This window comes from Allorhizobium pseudoryzae (assembly GCF_011046245.1).
GTDB classification, from domain to species: domain Bacteria; phylum Pseudomonadota; class Alphaproteobacteria; order Rhizobiales; family Rhizobiaceae; genus Neorhizobium; species Neorhizobium pseudoryzae.
The window spans coordinates 598000-621558 of record NZ_CP049244.1; the positions used below are offsets into that span (position 1 = coordinate 598000).

At 63.9% G+C, this 23559-nt stretch carries 17 protein-coding genes and 1 riboswitch; of the genes, 2 read left to right on the top strand and 15 right to left on the bottom strand.

From position 1 onward, the window contains the following. Positions 1-2 precede the first annotated feature (2 nt). From G6N78_RS21690 to G6N78_RS21760, 15 genes are all read right to left on the bottom strand, one after another. On the bottom strand, positions 3-1073 hold the full coding sequence (locus tag G6N78_RS21690) for an ABC transporter ATP-binding protein (protein ID WP_165223769.1): 1071 nt from the start codon (positions 1071-1073) through the stop codon (positions 3-5). Positions 1074-1084: 11 nt separating this feature from the next. Then, on the bottom strand, positions 1085-2167 hold the full coding sequence (locus G6N78_RS21695) for an ABC transporter ATP-binding protein (RefSeq protein ID WP_165223771.1): 1083 nt from the start codon (positions 2165-2167) through the stop codon (positions 1085-1087). A gap of 55 nt (positions 2168-2222) precedes the next feature. Further along, positions 2223-3737: a glycerol-3-phosphate dehydrogenase gene (gene glpD / locus G6N78_RS21700; RefSeq protein WP_165223773.1), complete on the bottom strand. Its 1515-nt coding sequence runs from the start codon at positions 3735-3737 to the stop codon at positions 2223-2225. A gap of 87 nt (positions 3738-3824) precedes the next feature. Then, a complete protein-coding gene (locus tag G6N78_RS21705; protein ID WP_165223775.1) occupies positions 3825-4616 on the bottom strand; it encodes a DeoR/GlpR family DNA-binding transcription regulator in 792 nt (263 codons plus the stop codon). 140 nt (positions 4617-4756) lie between these two features. Then, entirely contained in the window at positions 4757-5383 is a 627-nt protein-coding gene (locus tag G6N78_RS21710; RefSeq protein WP_165223777.1) for a 3-oxoacid CoA-transferase subunit B, read from the bottom strand. 3 nt (positions 5384-5386) lie between these two features. Next, positions 5387-6088: a CoA transferase subunit A gene (locus G6N78_RS21715; RefSeq protein ID WP_165223779.1), complete on the bottom strand. Its 702-nt coding sequence runs from the start codon at positions 6086-6088 to the stop codon at positions 5387-5389. A gap of 159 nt (positions 6089-6247) precedes the next feature. Beyond that, positions 6248-10906, bottom strand: a complete 4659-nt coding sequence (locus G6N78_RS21720; protein ID WP_165223781.1) for a beta strand repeat-containing protein — start codon at positions 10904-10906, stop codon at positions 6248-6250. A gap of 177 nt (positions 10907-11083) precedes the next feature. Beyond that, complete coding sequence (recX, locus tag G6N78_RS21725) at positions 11084-11635, bottom strand: recombination regulator RecX (protein ID WP_165223783.1); 552 nt, start codon at positions 11633-11635, stop codon at positions 11084-11086. 68 nt (positions 11636-11703) lie between these two features. Continuing rightward, positions 11704-12693 carry a TRAP transporter substrate-binding protein gene (locus G6N78_RS21730; RefSeq protein WP_165223786.1) on the bottom strand — a complete coding sequence of 330 codons (990 nt, stop codon included), beginning with the start codon at positions 12691-12693 and terminating at the stop codon, positions 11704-11706. A gap of 9 nt (positions 12694-12702) precedes the next feature. Further along, entirely contained in the window at positions 12703-14481 is a 1779-nt protein-coding gene (locus G6N78_RS21735) for a TRAP transporter large permease (protein WP_165223789.1), read from the bottom strand. 13 nt (positions 14482-14494) lie between these two features. Beyond that, positions 14495-15295, bottom strand: a complete 801-nt coding sequence (gene thiD / locus G6N78_RS21740) for a bifunctional hydroxymethylpyrimidine kinase/phosphomethylpyrimidine kinase (RefSeq protein ID WP_165223792.1) — start codon at positions 15293-15295, stop codon at positions 14495-14497. Further along, positions 15292-15954, bottom strand: coding sequence for a thiamine phosphate synthase (gene thiE / locus G6N78_RS21745; RefSeq protein WP_165223795.1), 663 nt, complete (start codon positions 15952-15954; stop codon positions 15292-15294). Before thiE ends, thiD begins: the two co-directional genes overlap by 4 nt. Next, positions 15941-16687: a hydroxyethylthiazole kinase gene (locus G6N78_RS21750; protein ID WP_234906085.1), complete on the bottom strand. Its 747-nt coding sequence runs from the start codon at positions 16685-16687 to the stop codon at positions 15941-15943. The genes thiE and G6N78_RS21750 overlap by 14 nt, the downstream gene beginning before the upstream one ends. Then, on the bottom strand, positions 16684-17628 hold the full coding sequence (locus tag G6N78_RS21755; RefSeq protein WP_165223798.1) for an ABC transporter substrate-binding protein: 945 nt from the start codon (positions 17626-17628) through the stop codon (positions 16684-16686). The genes G6N78_RS21750 and G6N78_RS21755 overlap by 4 nt, the downstream gene beginning before the upstream one ends. Beyond that, positions 17625-18413, bottom strand: coding sequence for an ABC transporter permease (locus tag G6N78_RS21760; protein ID WP_165223801.1), 789 nt, complete (start codon positions 18411-18413; stop codon positions 17625-17627). The genes G6N78_RS21755 and G6N78_RS21760 overlap by 4 nt, the downstream gene beginning before the upstream one ends. A 152-nt stretch (positions 18414-18565) precedes the next feature. Then, positions 18566-18669, bottom strand: a riboswitch (TPP riboswitch). Positions 18670-18771: 102 nt separating this feature from the next. Between G6N78_RS21760 and G6N78_RS21765 the strand changes: the two genes are divergently transcribed. Together G6N78_RS21765 and G6N78_RS21770 are read left to right on the top strand one after the other, a co-directional pair. Beyond that, the gene (locus G6N78_RS21765) at positions 18772-20043 is read left to right on the top strand and encodes a metallophosphoesterase family protein (RefSeq protein ID WP_165223804.1); all 1272 of its coding nucleotides are present in this window, start codon (positions 18772-18774) and stop codon (positions 20041-20043) included. Further along, a complete protein-coding gene (locus G6N78_RS21770; RefSeq protein WP_165223807.1) occupies positions 20043-23507 on the top strand; it encodes an ATP-binding protein in 3465 nt (1154 codons plus the stop codon). Before G6N78_RS21765 ends, G6N78_RS21770 begins: the two co-directional genes overlap by 1 nt. The last annotated feature ends 52 nt before the right edge of the window (positions 23508-23559 follow it).

Sequence of the window (23559 nt, forward strand, 5' to 3'; positions counted from 1 at the left end):
GCTCAGGCCTCCATCTCTGTGCGCCAGGAATTGGCGTAGATGCCGATCGCCGTCGGATCGAAAGTGACCCGCGGATCGGCCGGGATTACCTCGTCCTCCGGCACGACGATCGCCAGCGGATGGCCTTCAAACACCGCACGCACGATCTTCTGGCGGCCGATATCCTCCACCTTCGACACATGGATCGGCATTCCCGCCCGATCCAGGCGGACGAACTCCGGCCGGATGCCCAGTTCCAAAGATGCTCCGTTTCCACTGCGCGGACGCGCCGACAAGGGGATCGCCTGGGCACCCACATGGGCAACGGCTCCCTCCAGTTTCGCCGGCATGACATTCATGCCGGGCGAACCGATGAAGTAACCGACGAAGGTGTGCATCGGTCGCTCGAAGAGATCGGCCGGCGTGCCGATCTGGACGATCTGCCCGTCATGCATCACGACGACCTTGTCGGCAAAGGTCAGCGCCTCCGTCTGGTCATGGGTGACATAGACCATGGTGAAACCCGACTGGCGGTGCAGGCGCTTCAGCTGCGAGCGCAGCACCCATTTCATGTGCGGGTCGATGACGGTCAGTGGTTCATCGAACAGGATGGCGCTCACATCGTTGCGAACCAAGCCGCGGCCGAGCGAGATCTTCTGCTTCTGGTCTGCCGTCAGGCCCTGCGCCCGACGCTTAGCCATCGGCGCGAGATCGATCATCTCAAGGATATGATCGACGCGGGTCTTCACCTCGGTCTCGGCCACACCGCGATTGCGCAAGGGGAAGGCCAGATTGTCGTAGACGGTCATCGTGTCGTAGATGACCGGGAACTGGAAGACCTGCGCGATATTGCGCTGTTCCGTCGGCAGATCCGTCACGTCGCGACCGTCGAATTCGATCCGGCCCTCATAGGGATGCAAGAGCCCTGAGATGATGTTGAGCAGGGTCGTCTTGCCGCAACCGGAAGGCCCGAGCAGGGCATAGGCCCCGCCATCCTCCCAGGCATGGTTGACCTCTTTCAAGGCGTAATCCCCGGCGGCGGCGGCCTTGGCGCTGTAGGCGTGGCGGATATGATTGAGGTTGATGCGTGCCATCGTCTTTCCCTCTAAGCCGCTTCGTGCCCGGCGCCGGCGAGCGACTGGCCGGTGCGGGGGTGGAAAGCCATCAGGTGGCGGGTGTCGAGATGCACGTCGATGGTCTGATCGGCATCGACATCGTGGATGCCGTGCGTCAGCAGAACCCATTTCTGCCCGGCAAACTCGAGATGGATGAAACTTTCGGACCCGGCAATTTCGGAGATCTGCGTGCGGGCAGACAGGCGCTCGCTCGTGGGCTTGGCATGCAGGTGCAGATGATGCGGCTGGAAGGCGATCCGAACGGGCCCTGCCGGGATGCCCGTCAGATGCATCGGCACCGGCAGGATCGGCTTTTCTCCCAGCAGGAACTGATCGCCCTGACGCGTCACGTCGAGGCTGTTGAGCGGCGGATCGGCGAAGGTTTTCGCGGTCGTGAAATCCGCAGGGTCGCGGTAGACCTGGATCGTTTCGCCGAACTGGGTCACCCGCCCTTCGCTGAGCGTCGCGGTATTGCCGCCAAGCAGCAGCGCTTCGGAAGGTTCCGTCGTGGCGTAGACGAAGATGGCACCGGAGGCGGAAAAGATCTTCGGCAGTTCCTCGCGCAGTTCCTCGCGCAGCTTGTAATCCAGGTTGGCCAGCGGCTCGTCGAGCAGAACGAGATTGGCATTCTTGACGATCGCACGCGCCAGCGCCGTGCGCTGCTGCTGGCCACCGGAAAGATTGAGCGGCGTGCGATCAAGATACGGCGTCAGCCGCAGAAGCTCGGCGGCCTTGCGCACCTCGCGGTCGATGGTGGCCGAATCCTTGCCCGCCGTGCGCATCGGCGAGGCGATGTTCTCATAGACCGTGAGCGCCGGATAATTGATGAACTGCTGGTAGACCATCGCGACATTGCGCTTCTGCACCGGCATGCCGGTGACATCCTGCCCGTCGAACAGGATCTGCCCTTCCGTCGGCCGATCGAGACCGGCCATCAGGCGCATCAGTGACGTCTTGCCGGAGAGCGTTGGCCCCAGCAGGACATTCAGCGTACCACGGTGAAGTGTCAGGCTCGTCGGGTGAATATGAATGTCACGACCGACGTGTTTCGACACGTTGCGCAATTCAAGCATTGACGCCTCGGGCCTCCCAACCCTCGGTTCAATGGCAACCCGCTTTTGCCCCTCCTCAGGCGGCGCGGCGGGTTCCTGCCATGTAGTCCTCCAACCCTGCGGCTTCAGAAGCCGTCAGGAACAATCCCTGCTTGGTGCGGCGCCAGAGAACATCCTCCGCCGTCACCGCCCATTCCTTGTCAATCAGCCAACGAACCTCGACCTCATAGAGCGAGCCGCCGAAATGGCGCCCGAGGTCGCCGTCGGACTTTGCGTGTCCCATCAGCGCAATCGCATCCGTCCCGTAACAGCGGACCAGCCGCTCGGCATGGATCTTCGAGAGGAACGGAAACAGCGAACGCAGGCGCTTCACCTGCATCTCATAGGCATCGACGCCGAAATCCGCCCCCGGCAGCTTGCTGCCCGCCGTCCAGGGCGACCCCTTCGCGCCGATGGTTTCGCCGATCTTTTCCAGCGCATGCTCGGCGAGGCGACGGTAGGTCGTCAGCTTGCCGCCGAAGACGTTGAGAAGCGGCGCATCGCTGCCCTCGCCTTCCACCTTCAGCACGTAATCGCGCGTTGCTTCCTGCGCCTTCGAGGCGCCATCGTCGAACAGCGGGCGCACGGCCGAATAGCTCCAGACGATATCGCTCGGGCGAACCGGTTCGGCAAAATATTCGCTGGCGGCGTTACAGAGGTAGTTCACCTCCTCGTCGCTGATCTTCACGTCCTTCGGATCATCCTTGTAATCGCGATCCGTGGTGCCGATGAGCGTGAATTCGCCCTCGTAGGGAATGGCGAAGAAGATGCGATTGTCCGGGTTCTGGAAGAAGTAGGCGCGCGAGTGATCGAACTTCTTGCGCACGATGATATGCGAGCCCTGCACCAGGCGCACGTTGTGGGCGTTGTTGCGGCCCATCACGCCGTTCAGCACCTGATCGACCCAGGGGCCGGCAGCGTTCACCAGCATCCGCGCCTTCAGAACCGTCGTGTCACCGGTTTCCGTGTGGCGGATCGTCACCGTCCAGACGCCGTTCTCGCGGCGGGCCGAGATAACCTTCGCGCGGCTGTAGATCGTCGCGCCACGGATCGCCGCGTCGCGGGCGTTCAGCACCACCATGCGCGCATCATCGACCCAGCCATCCGAATATTCGAAAGCGCGACCGAAGATCGGCTTCAGCGACTTGCCCGCCTCGTCGCGCCGCAGGTCGAGCGTGCGGGTCGGCGGCAAAAGCTTGCGACCGCCCAGGTGATCGTAGAAAAACAGGCCGAGGCGGATGAGCCAGGCTGGACGGATACCGCCCTTCTGATAGGGCAGCACGAAACGCAGCGGCCAGATGACATGCGGCGCCATGGCCCACAGCACCTCGCGCTCCATCAGAGCCTCGCGCACCAGACGAAATTCGTAATGTTCCAGATACCGCAACCCGCCATGGATGAGCTTGGTGGCACCCGAGGACGTGCCGGAGGCGAAATCGTTCATCTCCGCCAGCGCTACGGAATAACCGCGGCCCGCCGCATCACGGGCGATGCCGCAACCGTTGATGCCGCCACCAATCACAAACAGGTCGTAAATGCGTTCGTCTGTCATCCATCTCACCTTTCGCAGCGCAACATATTGTGCATTTGCGAAACTATATTCATGAGAAACGAAAATGAAACGAATGTCAAATGAATGTTAATCGGTGTTTGTCGATTGGCTCGAAACGCCGTTCGTTTCAAAGAGCCTCACATCCTGCTCGCGGCAGATGGATCGGATACTGCTCGATGGACACTGGTCCGTGATGAAGGTGTGGATCTGCGACAAATGCCCGATGCGGACCGGTGCCGTCCGCTCGAATTTCGAGGAATCCGAAACCAGGATAACGTGACGAGCGTTGGCGATGATCGCCTGCGCCACCTTTACCTCGCGAAAGTCGAAATCCAGAAGGGCGCCGTCCGCATCGATCGCCGAGACACCGATGACAGCAAAATCCACCTTGAATTGGCGGATGAAATCGACCGCGGCCTCGCCGACGACACCACCGTCCGAGCCGCGCACCACGCCACCGGCGATGACCACCTCGATCGAGGGGAATACGCGCAAGCGATTGGCAACATTGATATTGTTGGTGATGACCATCAGGCCCTGGTGATCCGCCAAAGCTTCGCCGACAGCTTCCGTCGTCGTCCCGATATTGATGAAGAGAGACGCATTGTCCGGAATGAGGTCGGCCGCGGCGCGACCGATCGCCTGCTTTTCCGCCGCCGCCATGGAGCGGCGGGCTTCGTATTGCATGTTCTCATTGCCGGTTGGAAACAGGGCGCCGCCATGGATGCGCGTCAGGGCGCGCGAATCACACAGATCGTTCAGGTCCTTGCGGATGGTCTGCGGAGTGACGGCAAAGCGCACCGCAAGTTCATCGACCATCACGCGGCCATGCTCCTTGGCAATCGCCATGATCTCGGTCTGGCGCGTCGACAGCAGCATGGTTTCCCCCGATTTCGTTTTTCTTCACTTTATGACAAAACGAAAAAGGGGCAACTGATGATTTGCCAAAGCCCTGGCCCACGTGCGCCGGAAAGCAAACGAAGACCGGGACGCGGGCTTCCGCGCCCCGGTCAGTGTGATCACACGATCGTTGCCTGGGTGGCGGCGCGCAGTTCGTCCTCGCTCACGCCATCGGCGAGTTCGACGATCTTCAACCCGCCTTCGACGACATCCAGCACGCCGAGATTGGTGATGATCCTGTGAACCACGGCCTTGCCGGTCAGCGGCAGGGTGCATTCGTGCAGCACCTTGGATTCACCCGTCTTGCTGGCATGGTCCATGACGACGACGACACGACCGACGCCGGCGACCAGATCCATTGCGCCGCCCATGCCCTTGACGAGCTTGCCGGGGATCATCCAGTTGGCGAGATCGCCCTTTTCGGAGACCTCCATGGCGCCGAGGATCGCCATGTTGATCTTGCCGCCGCGGATCATGCCAAACGACATGGCGCTGTCGAAATAGGCGGTGTGCGGCAATTCGGTGATCGTCTGCTTGCCGGCATTGATCAGATCCGGATCCTCCTCCCCCTCAAAGGGGAAAGGCCCCATGCCCAGCATGCCGTTTTCCGATTGCAGCGTTACATCGACGCCATCGGGAATATAGTTGGCAACGAGCGTCGGTATGCCGATGCCGAGATTGACGTACCAGCCGTCCTGCAATTCCTTGGCCGCCCGAGCGGCCATCTGGTTACGATCCCATCCCATGGCTCAAGCCTCCTTCTTGCGCACGGTGCGCTGCTCGATACGCTTTTCGTGTTCGCCCTGCACCAGACGATGCACGTAGATCCCCGGCAGGTGGATATGATCCGGGTCGAGCGAGCCGACGGGCACGATTTCCTCCACTTCGGCCACGCAGACCTTGCCGCAGGTGGCGGCCGGCAGGTTGAAGTTGCGGGCGGTCTTGCGGAAGACGAGATTGCCGGAGGTGTCGGCCTTCCAGGCTTTCACGATGGCGAGGTCGGCAAACAGGCCCTGTTCCAGAATATAGGTCTGGCCGTTGAAGTCCTTGTGCTCCTTGCCCTCGGCAATCACCGTGCCAACACCGGTGCGGGTATAAAAGCCCGGAATGCCGGCACCACCGGCGCGCATGCGCTCCGCAAGGGTGCCCTGCGGGTTGAACTCCAGTTCAAGCTCGCCGGAAAGGTACTGCCGCATGAATTCGGCATTTTCACCCACATAGGACGAGATCATCTTCTTGATCTGCCTTGTCTTCAGAAGAATACCGAGGCCGAAATCGTCGACACCGGCATTGTTCGAGGCAATCACCAGGTTCTTCGTTCCAGCATCACGGATTGCTGCAATCAGAAGTTCCGGAATACCACAAAGACCAAACCCGCCCGCGGCAATCAACATGCCGTCGGAAAGAAGGCCGTCCAGCGCCTCCTTTGCGGTAGGATAGATTTTCTGCATGCAATGACTCCCATCCAAAGGCGGGGAGTATCAGCCCCCGCTCGCAGGCTTTTTACCGTCCTGCAAATCGCACGGGGGCTATACTGATAGGCTGCCGGATCAAAGGTCAACTGCACTTGCTCATGCAGTGTGCTTTGCAACAAAATTCAATCGATCCAATCAGCCGGCGGCCTGATAGGCGGCGGCGATGGCGGCAATCTGGTCAGCATTCATCATCAGAAGCTGCTGCGAGGTGATCGCACGCAGCTGCGTTGTGTTGAGGCTGGACAGGTTTGCCGTGGTCAGGCCGGCAATGCCGGCGCTCGACAGGGCAGAAATGTCGGCCGTGGAGAAGGTCGCCAGATCATTGGCATCCAGGGCCGCCACCTGGGCAGAAGAGAGAGCCGCCACCTGGCTCGGCGTGAAGGCTTCCACCTGAGCCAGAGACAACTGGCCGATTGCCGATGTGGTGAGCCCTGTGATCGCGCCGGCGGAGATTGCGCTGATCTGCGCGGTAGAGAGCACCGACACCTTGTCGGCCCCGACGGCCGCGAGTTGCAGACCGTTGAGCGCGCTCACCTGTTCCGTCGTCAACGCGGCAATCTGGCCGGACGTCAGCGAGCGCGTCTGATAGAAGGTGAGGCTCGCCACCTGCGCCGGCTTCAGGGCAGCAAGCTGCTCGTGATCCAGCCCCGAGACCTGCTGCGTCGTCAGTCCGGCGATGGCGCCGGGGCTGATGGCTGCGAGGTCTGCGGTCGAAAGGGTACCGATCGCCGCCGTGCTGAGCGATCCGATTTGCGCCTCGGTGAGGCTCGCAATCTGATCTGTCGAAAAGGCATCCACCTGCGCGGGAGACAGGTTGGCAACCTGCGAGGTCGTCATGGCCGAAAGCGTGGCTGGTTTCACGGCCGCAATCTGCGTCGATGACAAGGCAGCGACGGCGGTGGGGTGAAGCGCGGAGATCTGCAGGCTCGACAGAGCAGCAATCTGCCCGGTCGTGAACGACGAGACCTGCGCCGCCGTCAGTCCTTCCAGCTGCGCCGTGCCAAGACCGGAGACCTGCGCCGAGGAAAGCGCGGCCAGTTGCTCGCCGGTCATCGCCGCGATCTGCAGCGCCGGGATGCCGGCAATCGCACCGGCAGAAAGGGCCGCGATGTCTCCCGTTGTGAGCGCGCCCCAGGCATCGGCGCTCAGGGCGCCCAGCTGCGTCGAGGTCAGGGCGGACAGTTGCGCGGTGGTCAGCGCATCGACCTGTGTCCTGTTGAGGGCGCCGATCTGCGCGGTGGTGAGGCCCACGAGGGCTGCCGTCTTGATCGCGCTCACCTGCTCCAGAGAGAAGCCTGCAACGCCGCTCACCGAAAGAGCCGCCACCTGTGCACTGGTCAGCGCGCCAATCTGGCCGGAGGAGAGAGCCGAGACCTGTGCCGCCGGCAATGCGCCCAGCTGTTCGGTGGTCAAGGAGGCGGTCTGTGCCGTGGTGAGAGCAGCCAGTTGCGACTGGGTGATGGAACCAAAGACGGAGGCCGACATCCCGGCCAGGGCGGATGGGCTGATCGCCGACAGCGCTTCCGCCGAAAACTGCTGCAGATTGCTGGTCGTCAGCGCCGCGACCTGGGTGGAGGTCAAAGCACCCAGTTGCGCAGTCGACAAGGTACCGACCTGATCCGCAGTCAAGGCTTTGATCTGCGTCGATGTCAGACCGGCCATCGCCCGGGTGGACAGCGCGCCGATCTGTTCGTCGGAAAGGGCGGAGAACCCGGACGCAGACAAGGCGCCCGCCTGCGCGGCGGTCAGCGCGGCCACCTGCGCAGTGGACAACTGGCCGATCTGCGATGTGGTCAGTGCCGCGATCTGCCCGGTGCTCATTCCGGCAATCTGGGAGGTCGTGAAGCTGTTGATCTTGTCGGGTGACAGTTTTGCGATGGTCTCGTCAGAGATGCCGGCAATTGCAGCGGGGCTCAGCGATGCCAGCTCGCTGGCCGACAGGCCGTCGAGCGTCGTAAACGACATCGCGCCAAGCTGGCTGGAGGTGAGTGCGCCGAACTGTGCAGCGGTGAGACTGTTCAACTGATCGACACTCAGCGATGCGATCTGCTGGGTTGTCAGCGCCGCGATTGACCCAGTGCTCAAGGCGCGGAGCTGCTCGACCGACAGAGCAGCGATACTCTCCTGAGACAGCGCAGCAACCTGGGCCGTCCCCAGACTTTTCACCTGCTCGGCGGTCATGGCCTCGACCTGGCTCGAGGACAGTGAAGCGACTTGTGAAGATTGCAGAGACGAGACCTGCGCGGTGGTGAGCGCCTCCATCTGTTCGGCAGTCAGTCCCGCAAGCTCGCCTGTCGGCATACCGGCAAGCGCCGATGGTGTGATGGCGGCCAGTTCCTCCAGCGTAAAGAGACCGAGGCTTCCCGCCGTCAGGGAGCCGAGTTGCGCACTGGTGAACGCGGCAATCTGCGCCTTTCCAAGCGATTCCACCTGTTCGCTGTTCAGACCGCTCAACTGACCGGTCGTCAATCCTGCGGCACCCTTGGCACTCAGCGCGGCGATCTGACTGTTGGACAGGGCCGTTACCTGGTCGACGCTCAACACACCCACTTGGGCCGCCGTCAGAGCTGCCACCTGCGCCGTCGACAGTGCGGTGATCTGCGACATGGTCATCGCCGCAACCTGAGCCGTTTTCAGCGCCGCGATCTGTGCGGCCGTGAGCGCACCCAACTGACTGGGGTCGAGCGACGCGAGAGTGCCGGTCGAGAGAGCCGCAAGAGCCGTGGTGCTCAGAGCTGCAATGCTGCTGCTCGACAGCTGTGTCAGCACGTCGGACCCAAGCTGTGCGGCTTGCCTCGACGTCAGCCCCCCAAGCTGGGCCGTGGTGAACGAGGCAACCGTCGCCGGCGTCAGGGTCGCAAGCTGTGCGGTCGTCAGCCCGGAGATGGCGGCAGCCGTGACGCCTGCCAACTGATCGGTGGTGAGAAGAGCCACCGCATTGGTGGAAAGGGCCGCGACTTGGGTCGCGGTCAGGGCCCTCAGCTGCTGGCTCGATAGGACCTCTACCTGAGAGGGCGACAAGGCGGACACCTGGTTTGCCCTCAAAGAGGCGATTTGCGCCGTCGTCAGCGCTGCAACCTGTTGCGTGCTCAGCGACGCCAGACGTTCGGCCGACAGCGAAGACAGGGTGCCCGTTGAAAGGGCGGCAATCTCATCCGTCGTGAAGGTCGCAAGGCCTGCCGTTCCGATGGCTTCGACCTGTCGTGCACTCATCACCTTGATCTGCGCGCTGCCAAGCGCTTCCACCTGACTTTGGTCGAGAGCCGTCACCTGCGCCGCCGTAAGCGCCACGACAGCCTTGGTGTTCAGCGTGGCAATCTGATCCGCCGACAGCGCGCCGATCTTGCCTGCCCCCCAAGCGGCGACCTGACTGCCGCTCAAGACATTGACCTGCGCCGTGGTGAGGGCCTGGATCTGCGCGCTCGTCAGCGCTCCGACCTGATCCGCCTTCAGGCCAGGGATCTGCGCCGTCTTCAAACTTGCAATCTGGCTGGAGGTCAGCGCGCCGATCTGCAGCGTCGTAAGACCGGACAGCGCCGCGGAATTCAGAGACGAAACTTCGCTGGTCGAAAATGTCGCAAGCCCTTCGGGGCTGAGTGCCGCCAACTGGGTGGCACTGAAGGCACCGACCTGGGTTGCCGTGAAGGCTTCCACCTGATCGGTCGAAAGCGCCGAGAGCTGTACGGCCTTGAACCCGGCAACAGCCGTGCGCTCCAGGGCCGCAACCTGCGCTGTTCCGAGCGCCGCAACATTGGCTGCCGGAATGGCGCCGATCTGACCCGCGCTGAAGGCCCGCATCTGCGTTGTGGTGAAGGAACTCAGCTGCGAAGTCGTCAGCGCTCCGATCTGGCGCGTCGAAAGCGCCGCCACCTGCTTGGTCGTCAGGGAAGCAACCTGCTCGGTGCCCAGGGCGGCGACAGTACTGTTGGTCAGGCCGGTCAGAGCCGCCGTGCTCAGTGACATCACCGTCGATGCAGAAAGCGCCGTGACCTTGTCTGCGGTAATCGCAGAGGCCTGACTCGCCGTCATGGCTGCGGCCTGCGAGGCGGAAAGCGCACCCAATTGATCGGAGGTGAGCGCAGCAACCTGCGCGGTCGTCATGCCGGGAACGGACTTCACATTGATCGCCCGGATCTGATCCGTGGACAACGCGGCGATGCTGGAGGTCGGCAAACCCGCGATTTGAGCGGATGTCATCGACGTGACCTGACTGGCCGACAAGCCGGCGAGCTGCTCCGGCGAGAGCGCGGCGAGCTGTGTGGGTTTGAGGGCCGCGATCTGCGCCGGCTTCAGAGCGGCGAGTTGCGAGGAAGACAGCGCGGCAAAGGTGTCGGTCGACAGGCCGGATATGGAGCCGGTGCTGATGGCGGCGATATCCGAGGGGGAGAACGTGGCCACGCCTGCAGACGTAATCGCTGCCACCTGTCGCGCGTTCAGGCCAGCGATCTGCCCGGACGTCAGCGCCTCAGCCTGACTGGTGCTGAGCGAGGCGAGCTGCGCCGTAGTGAGCGCTGCCACCTGGATGGTCGTCAGGCTGGAGATCTTGTCGGCCGAGATCGCGGCAATCTGGTCAAGGGTGAGACCCACGGTCGCTTGGGCGCTAATGGCCGTCAGCTGCGACGTCGACATGATGCCGACATTGTCGGCCTGGATCGCGGCCACCTGGGTCGCCGACATCTCCTTCAACTGCGTCGGCTTGAGCGCGGCGATGTCTTCGCTGTTCCACGCCGCAATCACCGTCGGTGAGAGCTGCTTGATCTGCGCGGCGGAAAGCGACCCAATAATCGACGTCATGAAGATGTTCTCTTGCCTAGCCTGTTCAGCCGCACGGCGCCGCCGACTGAACACCATGAAAAAACGACGAGCACAGAATCTGCCCGATCACAGACTAGAAGTTGCTGCTGGTGTGAAGCTGACCTTGGAACAAGCATCGGCGCCAAACGCCTTGCAATGCGGAGCGCACTGCGATGCTCAGGGCATTGCGAGCAGTTCTTCTGCCTCGTCACGATCCATGCGGACAATGCGGGCGCCGATCTCGAAGGAAAAACCCTGTCGGGCGAAGGCGGAAAGCTCTTTCGCCTTCTGTCTTTCGTCCATGTCTACCCGACGAAACGGGCCGAAGGCACGCCGGCGCGCATAGATGATCGCGGACTTCAGGTCATCGGTCTCCTGAACCGCCGCCTGCACGATCTCACGATCCACACCCTTCTGGACCAGCGTCTGGGCAATCGCTTTGCGGGATTTGCCGGCGCGGACGGACGACCGGGTGCGGATTTCCGCATAGGCGGCGTCATCCAACGCGCTGACGGAATGGCCGAAGGCGACAGCGGCCTCCGCCAACGCCTTCACCTGCTCATCGGTAATCCCTTCGAATTTCTGCCGCGCCTTGCGGCCGACGGCCTCTGCCAACTGGCGCTCGGTCATCATGCGCCGGGACAGCCGGTAGGCGGCAGAGTTCTTGGCCCAGGCGAGCATGCGCGGGGTCGGCGCCTCGGGGGCGGAGGGAGTGTCGTCATCAACCATCACCGCTTCGCTTTAAGCCGAAACGGGCCGGCGTACCAGAGACCGGATCGGAGGGCGCCCCGGCCCCGTCACGCGCTAATCACGCTTTCGATGCGGTCCATGCCGCCGACGACCGGCGCGAAATTCTGCCAGACCGTCTTGGCTCCGGCCTGCCAGCTTTCGATCGATTCCGGCTGCAGCACCTTGCCGCCCTCGGATGAGGCCACCTCCATGGATCGTGCCTCGTCAGTGAGGATCAGATCATTGAAATACAGCGCTCCATCCGCCGCCGCCGCCGCGAGAACGGCCTGTTCTTCGGGGTTAAGCCCCTTCCAGAAGGAGGCGGCGAAATAGACGACACCGGCGGCCCGGATATGTGCCGTTTCCGTGAGGTACGGCACGACCTCGTAGAGCTTAAAGCCGGCATAGGCGGATTTTGTCAGGTCCATGGCATCGGCGACGCCGGTGGACAGCGCATTGTAGGTTTCGGTGATCGGAATGCCGATGGGCGCTGCGCCGTAAGCGCTCCAGAGTTTCGTGTGCAGCGGGCTCTGGATCACGCGGATGCGCTTGCCCTGCAGCTGCTCCGGCCGGGTAACCGGTTTCTTCGTCAGGAGATGCCGCGCGCCGTAATCGATGAAGCCGCAGGCGACGAAATTCTGGTCGGCGAGCTGCTGCTTCAGGTCCGCCCCCACCGGGCCGGACACGACCCGGCCGAGATGGGCAGCATCCCTGAACAGGAAGGGCAGATCCAGCAGTTGGAGCTCAGGCACCCAGCCGGAGAGTGCCGAGACCGTCGAGAGGCTGGCCTGCACCGACCCGAGGCGGCTTGCTTCCGCCACCTCTTTTTCGCCGCCCAAGGCACCGTTCGTCACGACGTTGAAACGAAAGCGACCGGGCAGTTTCGCCTCCACCGTCTCGGCAATCCGCCGCCAGATGCGGGTTTCCGGCTTGTCCTCGGCCAGCAGCGAGGCAACGGTGATGACCGTTGTTCTTGCAAACGCCGGGCGGACAAGAGCAGGCGCCGACAGGGCAGCGGTGGCGGTGGCGGTGGCGAGGAAGGTGCGGCGGGACAGCATGGATGCCTCCTAGACGATCAGGATCAGAACACAGAGAATGAAGAGGGCGGCAAGAAGTGCCGCGAGATAGGGCAAGACGGCCCGAAACAGATCCGCCGCCGGCACGCGCGTGACGCCCGAGACCACATAGATCAGCATGCCGAGCGGCGGCGTCAGGCCGTGGATCATCAGGTTGACGACGAGGATCACGCCGAAATGCACCGGATCGATGCCGGCGGCCACCGCGACCGGTACCAGGATGGGCCCGATCAGCAGGATCGCCGCGCCGATATCGAGAAACAAACCGGCCACCAGGAGCACCAGATTGCAGCTCAGCAGAACAAGCCAGGGGCTGCTGCCGAGCGTGTGGACGAGACTGGCAATCAGCCCGCCGACATCATCCACCGCCAGCAGGAACGCGAAGGGACCGGCGGACCCGATCAAGAGCCCGATGGCCCCCGCCTCCACCGCCGACTGGCGAAAGGCAGCCACAACGGATCCTCCGCTGCAGCGGGCGAAGACGGCAAGCCCGAGCGCATAAAGGGCGGCAAGCGCGGCGGCTTCCGTGGGTGTCGCAACGCCGAACCGAATGCCGACGACGACGATGGCTCCAAGCCCGAAAGCGGGCAAAGCCGCCGCCGCGGCGCGCAATCTCTGGCCGCCCGTCGCCGGCCGCCCCTCGCCCGTTGTCCGGATGCTGAGGTGGATGGCAATGGCAAGGCACGCGGCCATCAGGGCCCCGGCGAAAAAGCCGCCCGTCAGGAGGGCGCCGACGGAGAGATTGGTGGCCGCCGCCAGCAGCAGGAAGGCAATCGACGGCGGAATGACATTATCGAGCACCGAGGTGGCGGCGATGATGGCACCCGCCTGCGCCGGGGGATAACCATTCTTCACCAGTTGCGGCTGGAAGGTCGCGGCCCCGAAGGCCGCATTGGCAACCGATGAGCCGGAAGCGCCGGAAAAGATGACACTGGTCAGCAGCACCGTCTGACCGAGACCTGCCCGCCGGTGCCCGACCATGGCGGCGGCAAAGCCGACCAGTCGCGTTGCCGCACCGGACGCGGTCAGAAGCGACCCGACCAGCAGGAAGAAGGGAATGGCCAGCAGCAGGAATTTCGACATGCCGTTGACCGCCGTCGAGACGAGTGCGGGTTCCGGCAGGCTGCTGCCGAAGGCGCCGACAAGCGCGGCCGAGGCAAGGAAGGCATGCGCCAGCGGTGCCGAGACGAGAAGGCCCAACCCGGCGAGCAGACCGAGGATAGCGCTCGGCGGCCAGGACGCGGAAAAATCCGCAAGCAGAATGGCAATATAGGCCCCGGTCCCGGCCAGCAGGGACAGAAGCAGCCCCACCGCCCGATTCTCTTTCAGTCGCGATAGAGCAAGGATTGCCAGCAGAAGCCCGCCACCGACCGCGACAACCGAAAACCGCAGCCATTCCGGCAGGCCAAGCGCAGGAGAGGTACCGCCGACGAGGCCGGTCACCTTCCAGGCTCCCAACAGCAGGGTCAGGCCGGCGATGACACTGAATGCATCCGCCAGCATCAAGGCCACGCCCCGAAGGGACCGCGGCAGGAATTTCAGGCCGATATCGAAGCGCATCGACAGCGGACCATTGAGGGCCAGCGGCGCGGCGAGCGAGATCAACGCCAGATGCAGCCAGATGCCGGCCTCTTCCGCACCAATGAAGCCGGTGTGAAAAACGTAGCGCAGGCCGACATTTGTGAGAACGAGGACCAGCAGGGCGCAGAGGATCAGGGCGACGACAGCGCCCAGCCCCCTCTCCAGCCCTGCCAGGAGCCGCGCCGTCATGCGGGCCGCTCCCTCACGCCGGCCACCAGGCGTGGAAATGATGCACCGGCCCCCGGCCTTGGCCGACGACGAGATTGCGCCCAGCCTCCAGTGCCGCATGGACATAGACCTTCGCCGCACGGCAGGCTTCGTCGAGCGAGAGACCACGCGCCAGCCCGGCGGTGACGGCCGCCGCCAGCGTGCATCCGGTGCCATGATCGTTGCGGGTCTCGATGCGGGGTGCCGCGAGCGGGGTGATCACCTCGTCCGTTACCAGGTAGTCGATGCTCTCCGCCGTCCGGCCATGCCCACCCTTGATCAAAACCGCCTTCGCGCCGAAACCAAGGATTGCCTGCGCCTGCGCGATCATCTGTTCGCGGCTTTCGGCCACCGGGCGCCGGGTCAGCAGTGCTGCTTCCGGCAGATTGGGCGTGACGATGGTCGCGAGCGGCAGAAGACGCGCGATCAAGGTCTCGATCGCCTCCTCCTGCAGTAGCCGATCCCCGGACGTCGCCACCATCACGGGATCGACCACGACCGGCCCCTGAAAGCCGGCAAGACCATCGGCAATCACATGGATCGTCTCGCTGCGCGACACCATGCCGACCTTGACGGCATTGACCGCAAGATCGGAAAACACCGCCTGCATCTGCGCCGCGATCATGCCGGGGGAAATATCCTCGACGGCGGTGACGCCAAGCGTATTCTGCGCGGTAACGGCGGTCAGCACGCTCGCCCCGAAGGCACCGAGCGCGGAAAAGCTCTTCAGGTCCGCCTGGATGCCGGCACCGCCGCCACTGTCGGACCCGGCAATGGTGAGGGCAATGGCGGTCATGGGCGTCTCTCCTTCAGGCATTGGTCGATGGTGGTGCGAAAGGCGCGGATGGCACCGGCCGGATCGTCGGCGCGAAACAGCGAAGAGATCGCCGCGACCCCGTCTGCCCCGGCGGCAATGACATCCGGAAGGCGGGTGAGCGTGATGCCGGCAATGGCACTGACCGGCAGGCCGGGATTGAGCGCGCGGATCTCCTCGCGCAGCGCCCGCAATCCGTCAAGACCGACCGGCGGATCGGGATTAACCTTCGACAGGGTTTCGAACACGCCGCCGATGCAGGCATAGTCGCAGGGCGCGCGACCCGCCCTCACCGCATCGGCGCCTGCCTTGACCGTCAGCCCGATGATGGCATCCGGTCCCAGCAGGCGGCGCGCGGTTTCAGCATCCATGTCATCGGCTCCGAGATGCACGCCGTCAGCGCCGCTGGCAAGCGCCACATCCACCCGGTCATTGACGACGAAGGGCACGCCGGTCCCCGCCAAAGCCTCACGGATCGCCGTGGCACGCTCGATCATCGTGCGGGTCGAAGCGGTCTTGTCGCGGTACTGGATCAGTGTCGCGCCGGCCTTCGCCGCCAGACGCGCCAGGTCGTTGAGCGGTGCCAGATCCAGAAGCGAGGCATCGACAATGGCATTCAGCCGGTCATCAAGCGGTTTCATGATCGATCCTTGCATCTTTCGAGAGGTCTTCGCCGCTAAGTTCGGCCAGCGCATCAAGGAAGGCGGGTTCGAAGGACCCCGGCCCCCGTGCCTCCACCGCCGCACGTTCGGCGGCCACACCGGTGGTGGCAAGTGCGGCTGCGGCAGCCTTCAGCGCATTCTTCTCAACCGCCAGGAAGGCGGCGATCACACCGCCGGACAGGCAGCCGGTGCCGGTGACCTTCGCCATCAGGGGGTGACCGTTGCGGACGACCACATGCACCGGCCCATCCTGCAGATGATCCACGGGCCCGGTTTCGATCCGGAGGCTTGCCTGCGTGTCACCGATCAGGGCCATCTCCGCCCTGTTGCCACGCACGACTGTCGGACCGAGCGCGATCAGCTCGCGCGCGAACGCCAGCCGCCCCGGCGAATAGTCACAGTGGACAGGATCGACGATCCAGGGTTTGCCGGCGGCATTCGCCACCTCGACCGCCAGCCGGATGACCTTACGGCGCTCCTGATCCAGCGTGCCGAGATTGATCGTCAGCGCATCGGCCTTGGTGACGAAATCGGCGATCTCCTCCAGCGAAGAAGTCATGGAGGGTATGGCGCCGACGGCGGTGATGCCGTCAGCGGTGAATTTCTGCACCACGGTGTTCATCAGCGCATGCACGCGGGGGCGTCTCTCCCGGACCCGCTGCAGCAGCACACCCGCCTCGGCGGCACTCATGCGTTCAATGATCTCGTTCATTTCAACTCCACGGCCAGGTCCTCGACCTTCGGCGCCTCTGGGATCAGCTTCGCTTCTGCCATGAACTGGCCGAAACGCTCGTAGCGCCCCCGATCGAGCGCCGCCGGACGCTTGGCAAACCGCGGCAGTGTGTCGAAGAAGGCCGTCTTGTTCAGCTCATCATCCAGATTCGGATAGGCCTTGATGAACAGTTCCCAGCCCTGCTGCGGATGGTTGGTGATGAAGATCGCCGCCTCCTCCACCGCCTTGAGGAACCGCGGCAGGCGACTGTCGCCGGCAAGATCGGTGCGGGTGACGTAGATCAGTTCGTCATAGGCCGGGACGCCATGCTCTTCCGGGTAGAAGGCCTTGCCGATATGGCCTTCGAGCCGCATCTGGGTGAGTTCGAAATTGCGGAAGCCGCCGACCGTCGCATCCACCTGTCCACCGATCAGCGACGGGGAGAGCGAAAAGTTCACGTTGACCAGCTCGGTCTTGTCGGCCGAAACCCCTTCGGAGGCGAGCATGCGCTGCAGCATGACGGTTTCGAAACCGGTGACCGAGAAGCCGATTTTCTTGCCCGCCAGGTCTTTCAGGCTCTTGATCGGTCCATCCGCCAGCACGGTGACTGTGTTGAGCGGCGTTTCGACCAGCGTGCCAAAGCGCTTGAGCGGCACGCCGGCAGCATGATCGAGATAGAGGTTCGGCTGGTAATGAATGCCGATATCGGCCTGACCGGTGGAGACGAGCCGCGGCACGGCGGAGGGATCGGCCGGCGGGATCAGCTCCACCTCCAGCCCTTCGGCCTTGAAGTAACCGAGTTCCTTCGCCACCACCATGGGGGCATGATCGGGGTTGACGAACCATTCCAGCAGAACGGAGAGCTTGTCCTCCGCATGGGCGGCAAGCGGCGCGAGTGCGGTAACGACGGCAAGGGTCGTTGCGGCAAGAAACCGTTTCATGACGGGGATATCCTTCGAGACAGAGGAATGGATCGGAATGAATGCGCCTCCTCGCGTGCCCAGGGGGCAAGACCGGCCGTCAGCCGATCGACAAGGAGACGCAGGAAAACGGACAGAAGCGCCAGCACCAGCATGGCGGCAAACAACTGGTCGGCCTGCATGCGGGCATTGGCTTGGATCATGATGAAACCAAGCCCGCCGGCGGCACCCACCCATTCGCCGACGACTGCGCCGAGAGGCGCAAGCGGCGCGGCGACCCGCAGGCCGGAGACCAGCGAGGGCAAGGCGAGCGGCAGGCGAATGCGGATCAGGATCTGCCAGTGGCTCGCCTGAGTGAGCGAAGCGGCATCGAGTATGTCGCGGTCGGTGCGGTTCAGGCCATCGGCAAAGGCGGAGGCGACGGGAAAGAAGATGATGATCACCGTCATCACCACCTTGGAGGCGAGCCCAAAGCCGAACCAGAGCACCAGAACCGGTGCCAGCACGAAGACCGGCAGCGCCTGCAGCACCAGCACGACCGGCCAGACGAACTGGCCAAACCTCGGCAGGGCGGCGACGAAGAGAGCGGTGAGAAAGCCAAGCAGGGAGCCCGCGATCAGTCCGGCCACCACTTCCGTTGCGGTGATCATCATGTGATGGGCGAGAAAGTCCGGCTGGCGCAGAAAGACCTGCAGAACGGCCTGCGGCGATGGCAGCAGATAGCGCGGCGGTTCGACGACGACCACCACCGCCTGCCAAAGCATGATCAGACCGGCCAGAGCCAGGGCCGCTTGCGGCATTCGCATGACGTCAGCCGACGCGGATCGAAGGGGGCGTCAGAATAACCAGGCTGCCAGGGGCAGCAGCAAAAGCAATGTGCATCACGATCTCCAAACCTTGCAGTGCGGAGATCCAGGCAAAAGCGGAGAAGAGAAAGTACGCGAGAGCCTTGACGGTGCCGTTTGCGCGTTTCCGTTCCTACGCCGGCATGACCCGGATCAGGTTCAAGGGTCCGGCTCACCGCCATCTCAGCATCGTCACGATGCCCCCCTCGGAATGGCGCGAATGTCGTGCAAAGCGGAACGGATGTCAACGCCTGTGGTTAAACGGGCGAGAATGGACCGGGAACATTGCCGGGTGCCGGCCGGCGGTCTAGAACGGCGCATGGCTTTCCGGTTCATTCACACTGCCGACCTCCATCTCGATTCGCCGCTCCGGTCGCTGTCGCTGCGCAATGCCGATCTGGCCGGCCTCATCGGCGACGCTACCCGTCAGGCGCTGGTCCGGATCGTTGATCTGTGCCTGGAGGAACAGGTCGATGCGCTGATCATCGCCGGCGATCTCTACGATGGTGACCAGACCTCGATGAAGACTGCCCGTTTTCTGGCAAGCCAGATGCAGCGGCTCTCCGAGGCGGGGATCGCCGTTTTCAAGATCCGCGGCAATCACGATGCGCTCTCGAAGATCACTCAGGAACTGGTGCTGCCGCCCTCGGTGAAGATCTTTTCCGGCCGGGCGGAGGCCGTGGAGTTGTCGCGTGGCGGCCAGACCGTCGCCATCCACGGGTTGAGTTTCGCCAAGCCGCAGGCGCCGGAAAGCCTGCTGCCCAAGTTCAAGACGCCGATTGCCGGTGCCGTCAACATCGGCATCATGCACACCAGCCTTGCCGGCGCACCGGGACACGATGCCTATGCGCCCTGCGCCGTTGCCGACCTGCACGCCTCCGGTTTCGACTACTGGGCGCTCGGCCATATTCACCAGCGCACCCACCACGCCGGGGAAAAAACCGTGATCATGCCCGGCATGCCGCAAGGGCGTGATATCAACGAGGCTGGCGAAAAGACGGTTTCGCTGGTGACGATCGGCGATGACGGGTCCGTTCGGGTAGAGGAACGGCTGACCAGCCTTGCCCAGTTCGCCCGCGTGACCGTGGATATCTCCGGCACCTCCGACTGGCGCGGTCTGGTCGATCAGATCGGCACCGCACTCGAGGCAGAACGGGAACGGACCCGCTCGGATCATCTGGTGGCACGGCTGCGGCTGACGGGTAGAAGTCCGCTTGCCTTTGCCATCCGCCGGGATTTCGACCTGTTGCAGACGGAGGCCGAGCAGCGGGCGGAACGCGCCGGCCAAACGTGGATCGAGAAGCTGGAACTGGAGCTTTCGGCAGCGCCGGCCATCACCCGCAATGCCGCAACCGCGGACCCCGTGCAGGAACTCGGCACCCTGATGCGCGACGATGTCACGGCATCGGATGCCTTTCGCCAGGAGGTACGCGACATGGTGCAGAGCCTGCTCGACGATCTGCCGCCGGAAAGCCGCCGCTTTGCCGGCGATAATGAGGCAGCGCTTGACGCCTTCGTGGACGAAATCATCCGCGATGGCAGCGAAGACCTGATGGCGCGGCTCTCCGCCGCTGCGGACGAGGCATCCTGATGCGGCTCAGACGGCTCGATCTCACCCGCTACGGCAAGTTCACCGACCATGCGATCGATTTCGGTCCGGCGGCGGCGGGAAGCCCGGACCTGCACATCGTCTACGGCCTGAACGAGGCGGGAAAATCCACCGCCTTCTCCGCCTATCTCGACCTGTTGTTCGGCATTCCGGAACGCAGCGCCTATAATTTCCTGCACGCCTACACGGCGATGCAGATCGGTGGCGTTCTGGAATTCGGCGGCGAGGCGCATGAGCTGGTGCGCCTGAAACAGAGGACGAACGCGCTGCTCGACGCCCGCGGCCAGCCGGTCAACGAAGCCCTGCTGGCGTCCGCGCTGGGCGGGCTGACACGCGGTAGCTATCGCACGATGTTCTCGCTGGACGAACATTCCCTGCGGGATGGCGGCGAAGCGATCGTCGAAAGCAAGGGCGATCTCGGCGAGCTCTTGTTTTCCGCCAGCGCCGGCCTTGCCGATGTCAGCGCGGTGCTGACCGCTGCCTCCGAGGAGGCGCAGCGCTTTCACCGCAAGCGGGCCCGCAACACGCAGTTGGCCGAGTTCAAGCAACAGCTGGCGACACTGAAGAGCGAACGCGACGCGATCGATACATTTGCCGCCACCTATGCGTCGCTCGTCACCACCGAAGCCCAGGCGCAGAAGGCCTATGAGGAGGCGCTGTCCGAGGGTGGGCGGGCAAAGGCCCGCCTTGCGCGGATCGATGCGCAGATGCGGGCGCTTCCGCTGCTGAAGGATCTCGAACGCCTGTCCGCCGAGCTTCTGCTCTTGGCGGATCTGCCACGACCGCCGCGGGAATGGGGAGCGCAGCTCGACGGCCTGATGCGCGACGAGACGCGGCTTTCCACCCAGATGGCAGGGCTTGTGCAACAGGCCGAGCGGTTGGACGGCGACATTGCCGGCATTGTCGTGGACGAGCGCCTGCTTGCCGCCTCCGCCGAGATCGAAGCGCTGGAGGAGGGCCGCGCCCGCTTCCGCACCGCCGAAAACGATCTGCCGAAACGGCGCCAGGCACTTGCCGAGCAGGAGGCATCCCTTGCCGAGGTCCTGAAATCGCTTGGCCAGCCGGGCCACCCGGACCCGGCCGCCCTGGTGCTGCCGGCGGCACTCACGGCGCGGCTGCGCGACCTGATCGAGGCCCGATCCGGCATCCTCACCCGTCTGCGGACAGCCGAACGCGAAGCGGAACGGGCACGGTACGCGCTGGAAGAGCTGAGCGAAACGCTGCCTGACGAGAGCGCGACACAGGCGAATGCACCGGCCCTTCGCCGGCTGGAGGCACTTCTGGCGCGCCTGCATAAAGGCGAACGTCAGGCCCTGCTGGTCATCGAACAACGGGCGGAGGCACAGCAGGCGGAGCAGGTGGCACGCGCCCTCGACATGCTGCGCCCCTGGATGGGCAGCGTCGAGGATCTGGAACGGTTGGAAATTGCCGATGCGCGGCAGATCGAACGCTGGCGAACGCAAGCTGACGAGCTGGAACGCCGCCTGTCGCGGCACACCGAGCGTCGGCGCGAAATCGAAACCCGTCTGGCGGATTTGGCCATCCGCTTGCAGGCGATCGAACAGCGCGGCGAAGTGATCGATGATGCCGCGGCCGCGAAGGCGCGGACGGCGCGGGACACGGCATGGAAGACGCATATCGACACACTCGACCGGGAGAGCGCGCAGCGCTTTGAGGAGGCTTTGCGCGTGGACGACCGGATCGGCGCAGAGCGCCTGTCACGGGCAAGCGATCTCGCCGAGCTTCGGCAATTGCAGCAGGACCAAGCACTGCAGACGGCCATGCTGGGGCGCGAGATCGACGCATCTCGCGTAACCGAGGCCGAATTGCACGCGTTGGGCGACACCATCCGGGCGGCTATCCCGTTCGTCAGTGACGAACAGCCGGATATTCATCGTCTGCTATCAACGTATGACACGTGGCTGGGGCGGCGGGCTCAGTGCCTATCGCTGGCTATGGAACTTGCGGCGCGACGGCAGCGGCGCGGCGCGCTGACGGAAGATCTGGCTTCCGAGCAGCGCGATCTGGAAGCGACGCTCGCCGATCTCGATTGGCCCGTGAAAAGCGGAACGGATCTGCCGCGCCTGGTGCAAGCGGCGTCGGACCGGCTGTCGGATGTTCTGGATCGGCAGGCCCGGCAGGAGGCACAGCAGAAGCGGCAGGCCGAGCTGAAGCGGGAGCTTAAGGCGCGCGAACGCGACCTGGAGGAGGCACACCAGGCGGACGAGCTTTGGCAAGCCGCCTGGACGGAGGCGCTTTCCGCCACCTGGTTTGCCGAAGAACGGGAGCCATTTCCGGTTCGCGCCATTCTCGATGCGCTTGCCGACCTGCCCGCCATCTTGCGCGAGCGCGACCAGATGGCGCAGCGCATCGGCCTGATGGAACGCGACATGGAGCGCTTTGCCGCCGATGTGGAACGTGTATCGGCACTGACGGGAATGGCCGCGGGCGCCTCGCCTCTGGATCTTGCCGACCAGATGGCACGGCTGAAGGCCCGCGCTGATCGCGACCGGCTCCAGCGCGAGGCGAAGGAGGCTGAGCGCACGGCCCTTCACCAGGACATCGAACTTCTGAAAGCTCGGATAGCCGAACATGCCGCACGCCGGCAGGACATGGCGCGCTTCTTTGACGTCGAGACGTTGGCCGAAGTCAGCCAGCGGATGGAGCAGGCGGCAGAGCGGGACCGGCAGGAACAGCGGGTGCGGGAGCTCTCGGCCCAGTTGCTGGCGATCGTTCCGGGAGACGATCTCGAAACGATCAAACAGGACCTTCTCCAGCTTGATCCGGATCTCGCCGCGCAGGAGGCTGCCGAACTGACAGCGCGCATCGAGGATCTCGACCAGCGCAGCCGACAGCTGTTTGCCGATCTCACCCGCGCCAGGGACAGGCTGGCAGCGGTGGGGGGCGACGATGCGGTGGCGCGCCTGGAAGCGAAGCGCACGACGATCCTGATCGAGATCGAGGATCTGGCCGTGCGTCATCTGAGGCTGAGAGCTGGCACGCTGGCCGCCGAACGGGCGCTTTCCATTTACCGTGAAAAACATCGCAGCTCGATGATGCAGCGCGCCTCGCAGGCCTTTTCGCAGATCACCCGCGGCGACTATTCCGGTCTTGCCGCCCTGCCGGACCGCGACAAGGAGATCCTGATCGGCGTCGCAAAGGATGGCGCTTCAAAACTCTCGGATGCCATGTCGACCGGCACCCGCTACCAGCTGTACCTCGCACTTCGCCTGGCTGGCTACGAGGAATTTGCCGCCGTGCGACCGGCGGTCCCCTTCGTTGCCGACGACATCATGGAAACTTTTGACGAACTGCGCTCGGAAGAGGTGTTCCGCCTGTTCGGAGACATGGCCAAGCTCGGTCAGGTGATCTACCTCACCCATCACCGGCATCTCTGCGACATTGCAAAAGAGGTGGTGCCGGGCGTGAAGATCCATAATCTGTGATGGCGGCGGTCGCCGTAGAACCCCGTCTGCCATCAAGCTGGCAGACGCCACA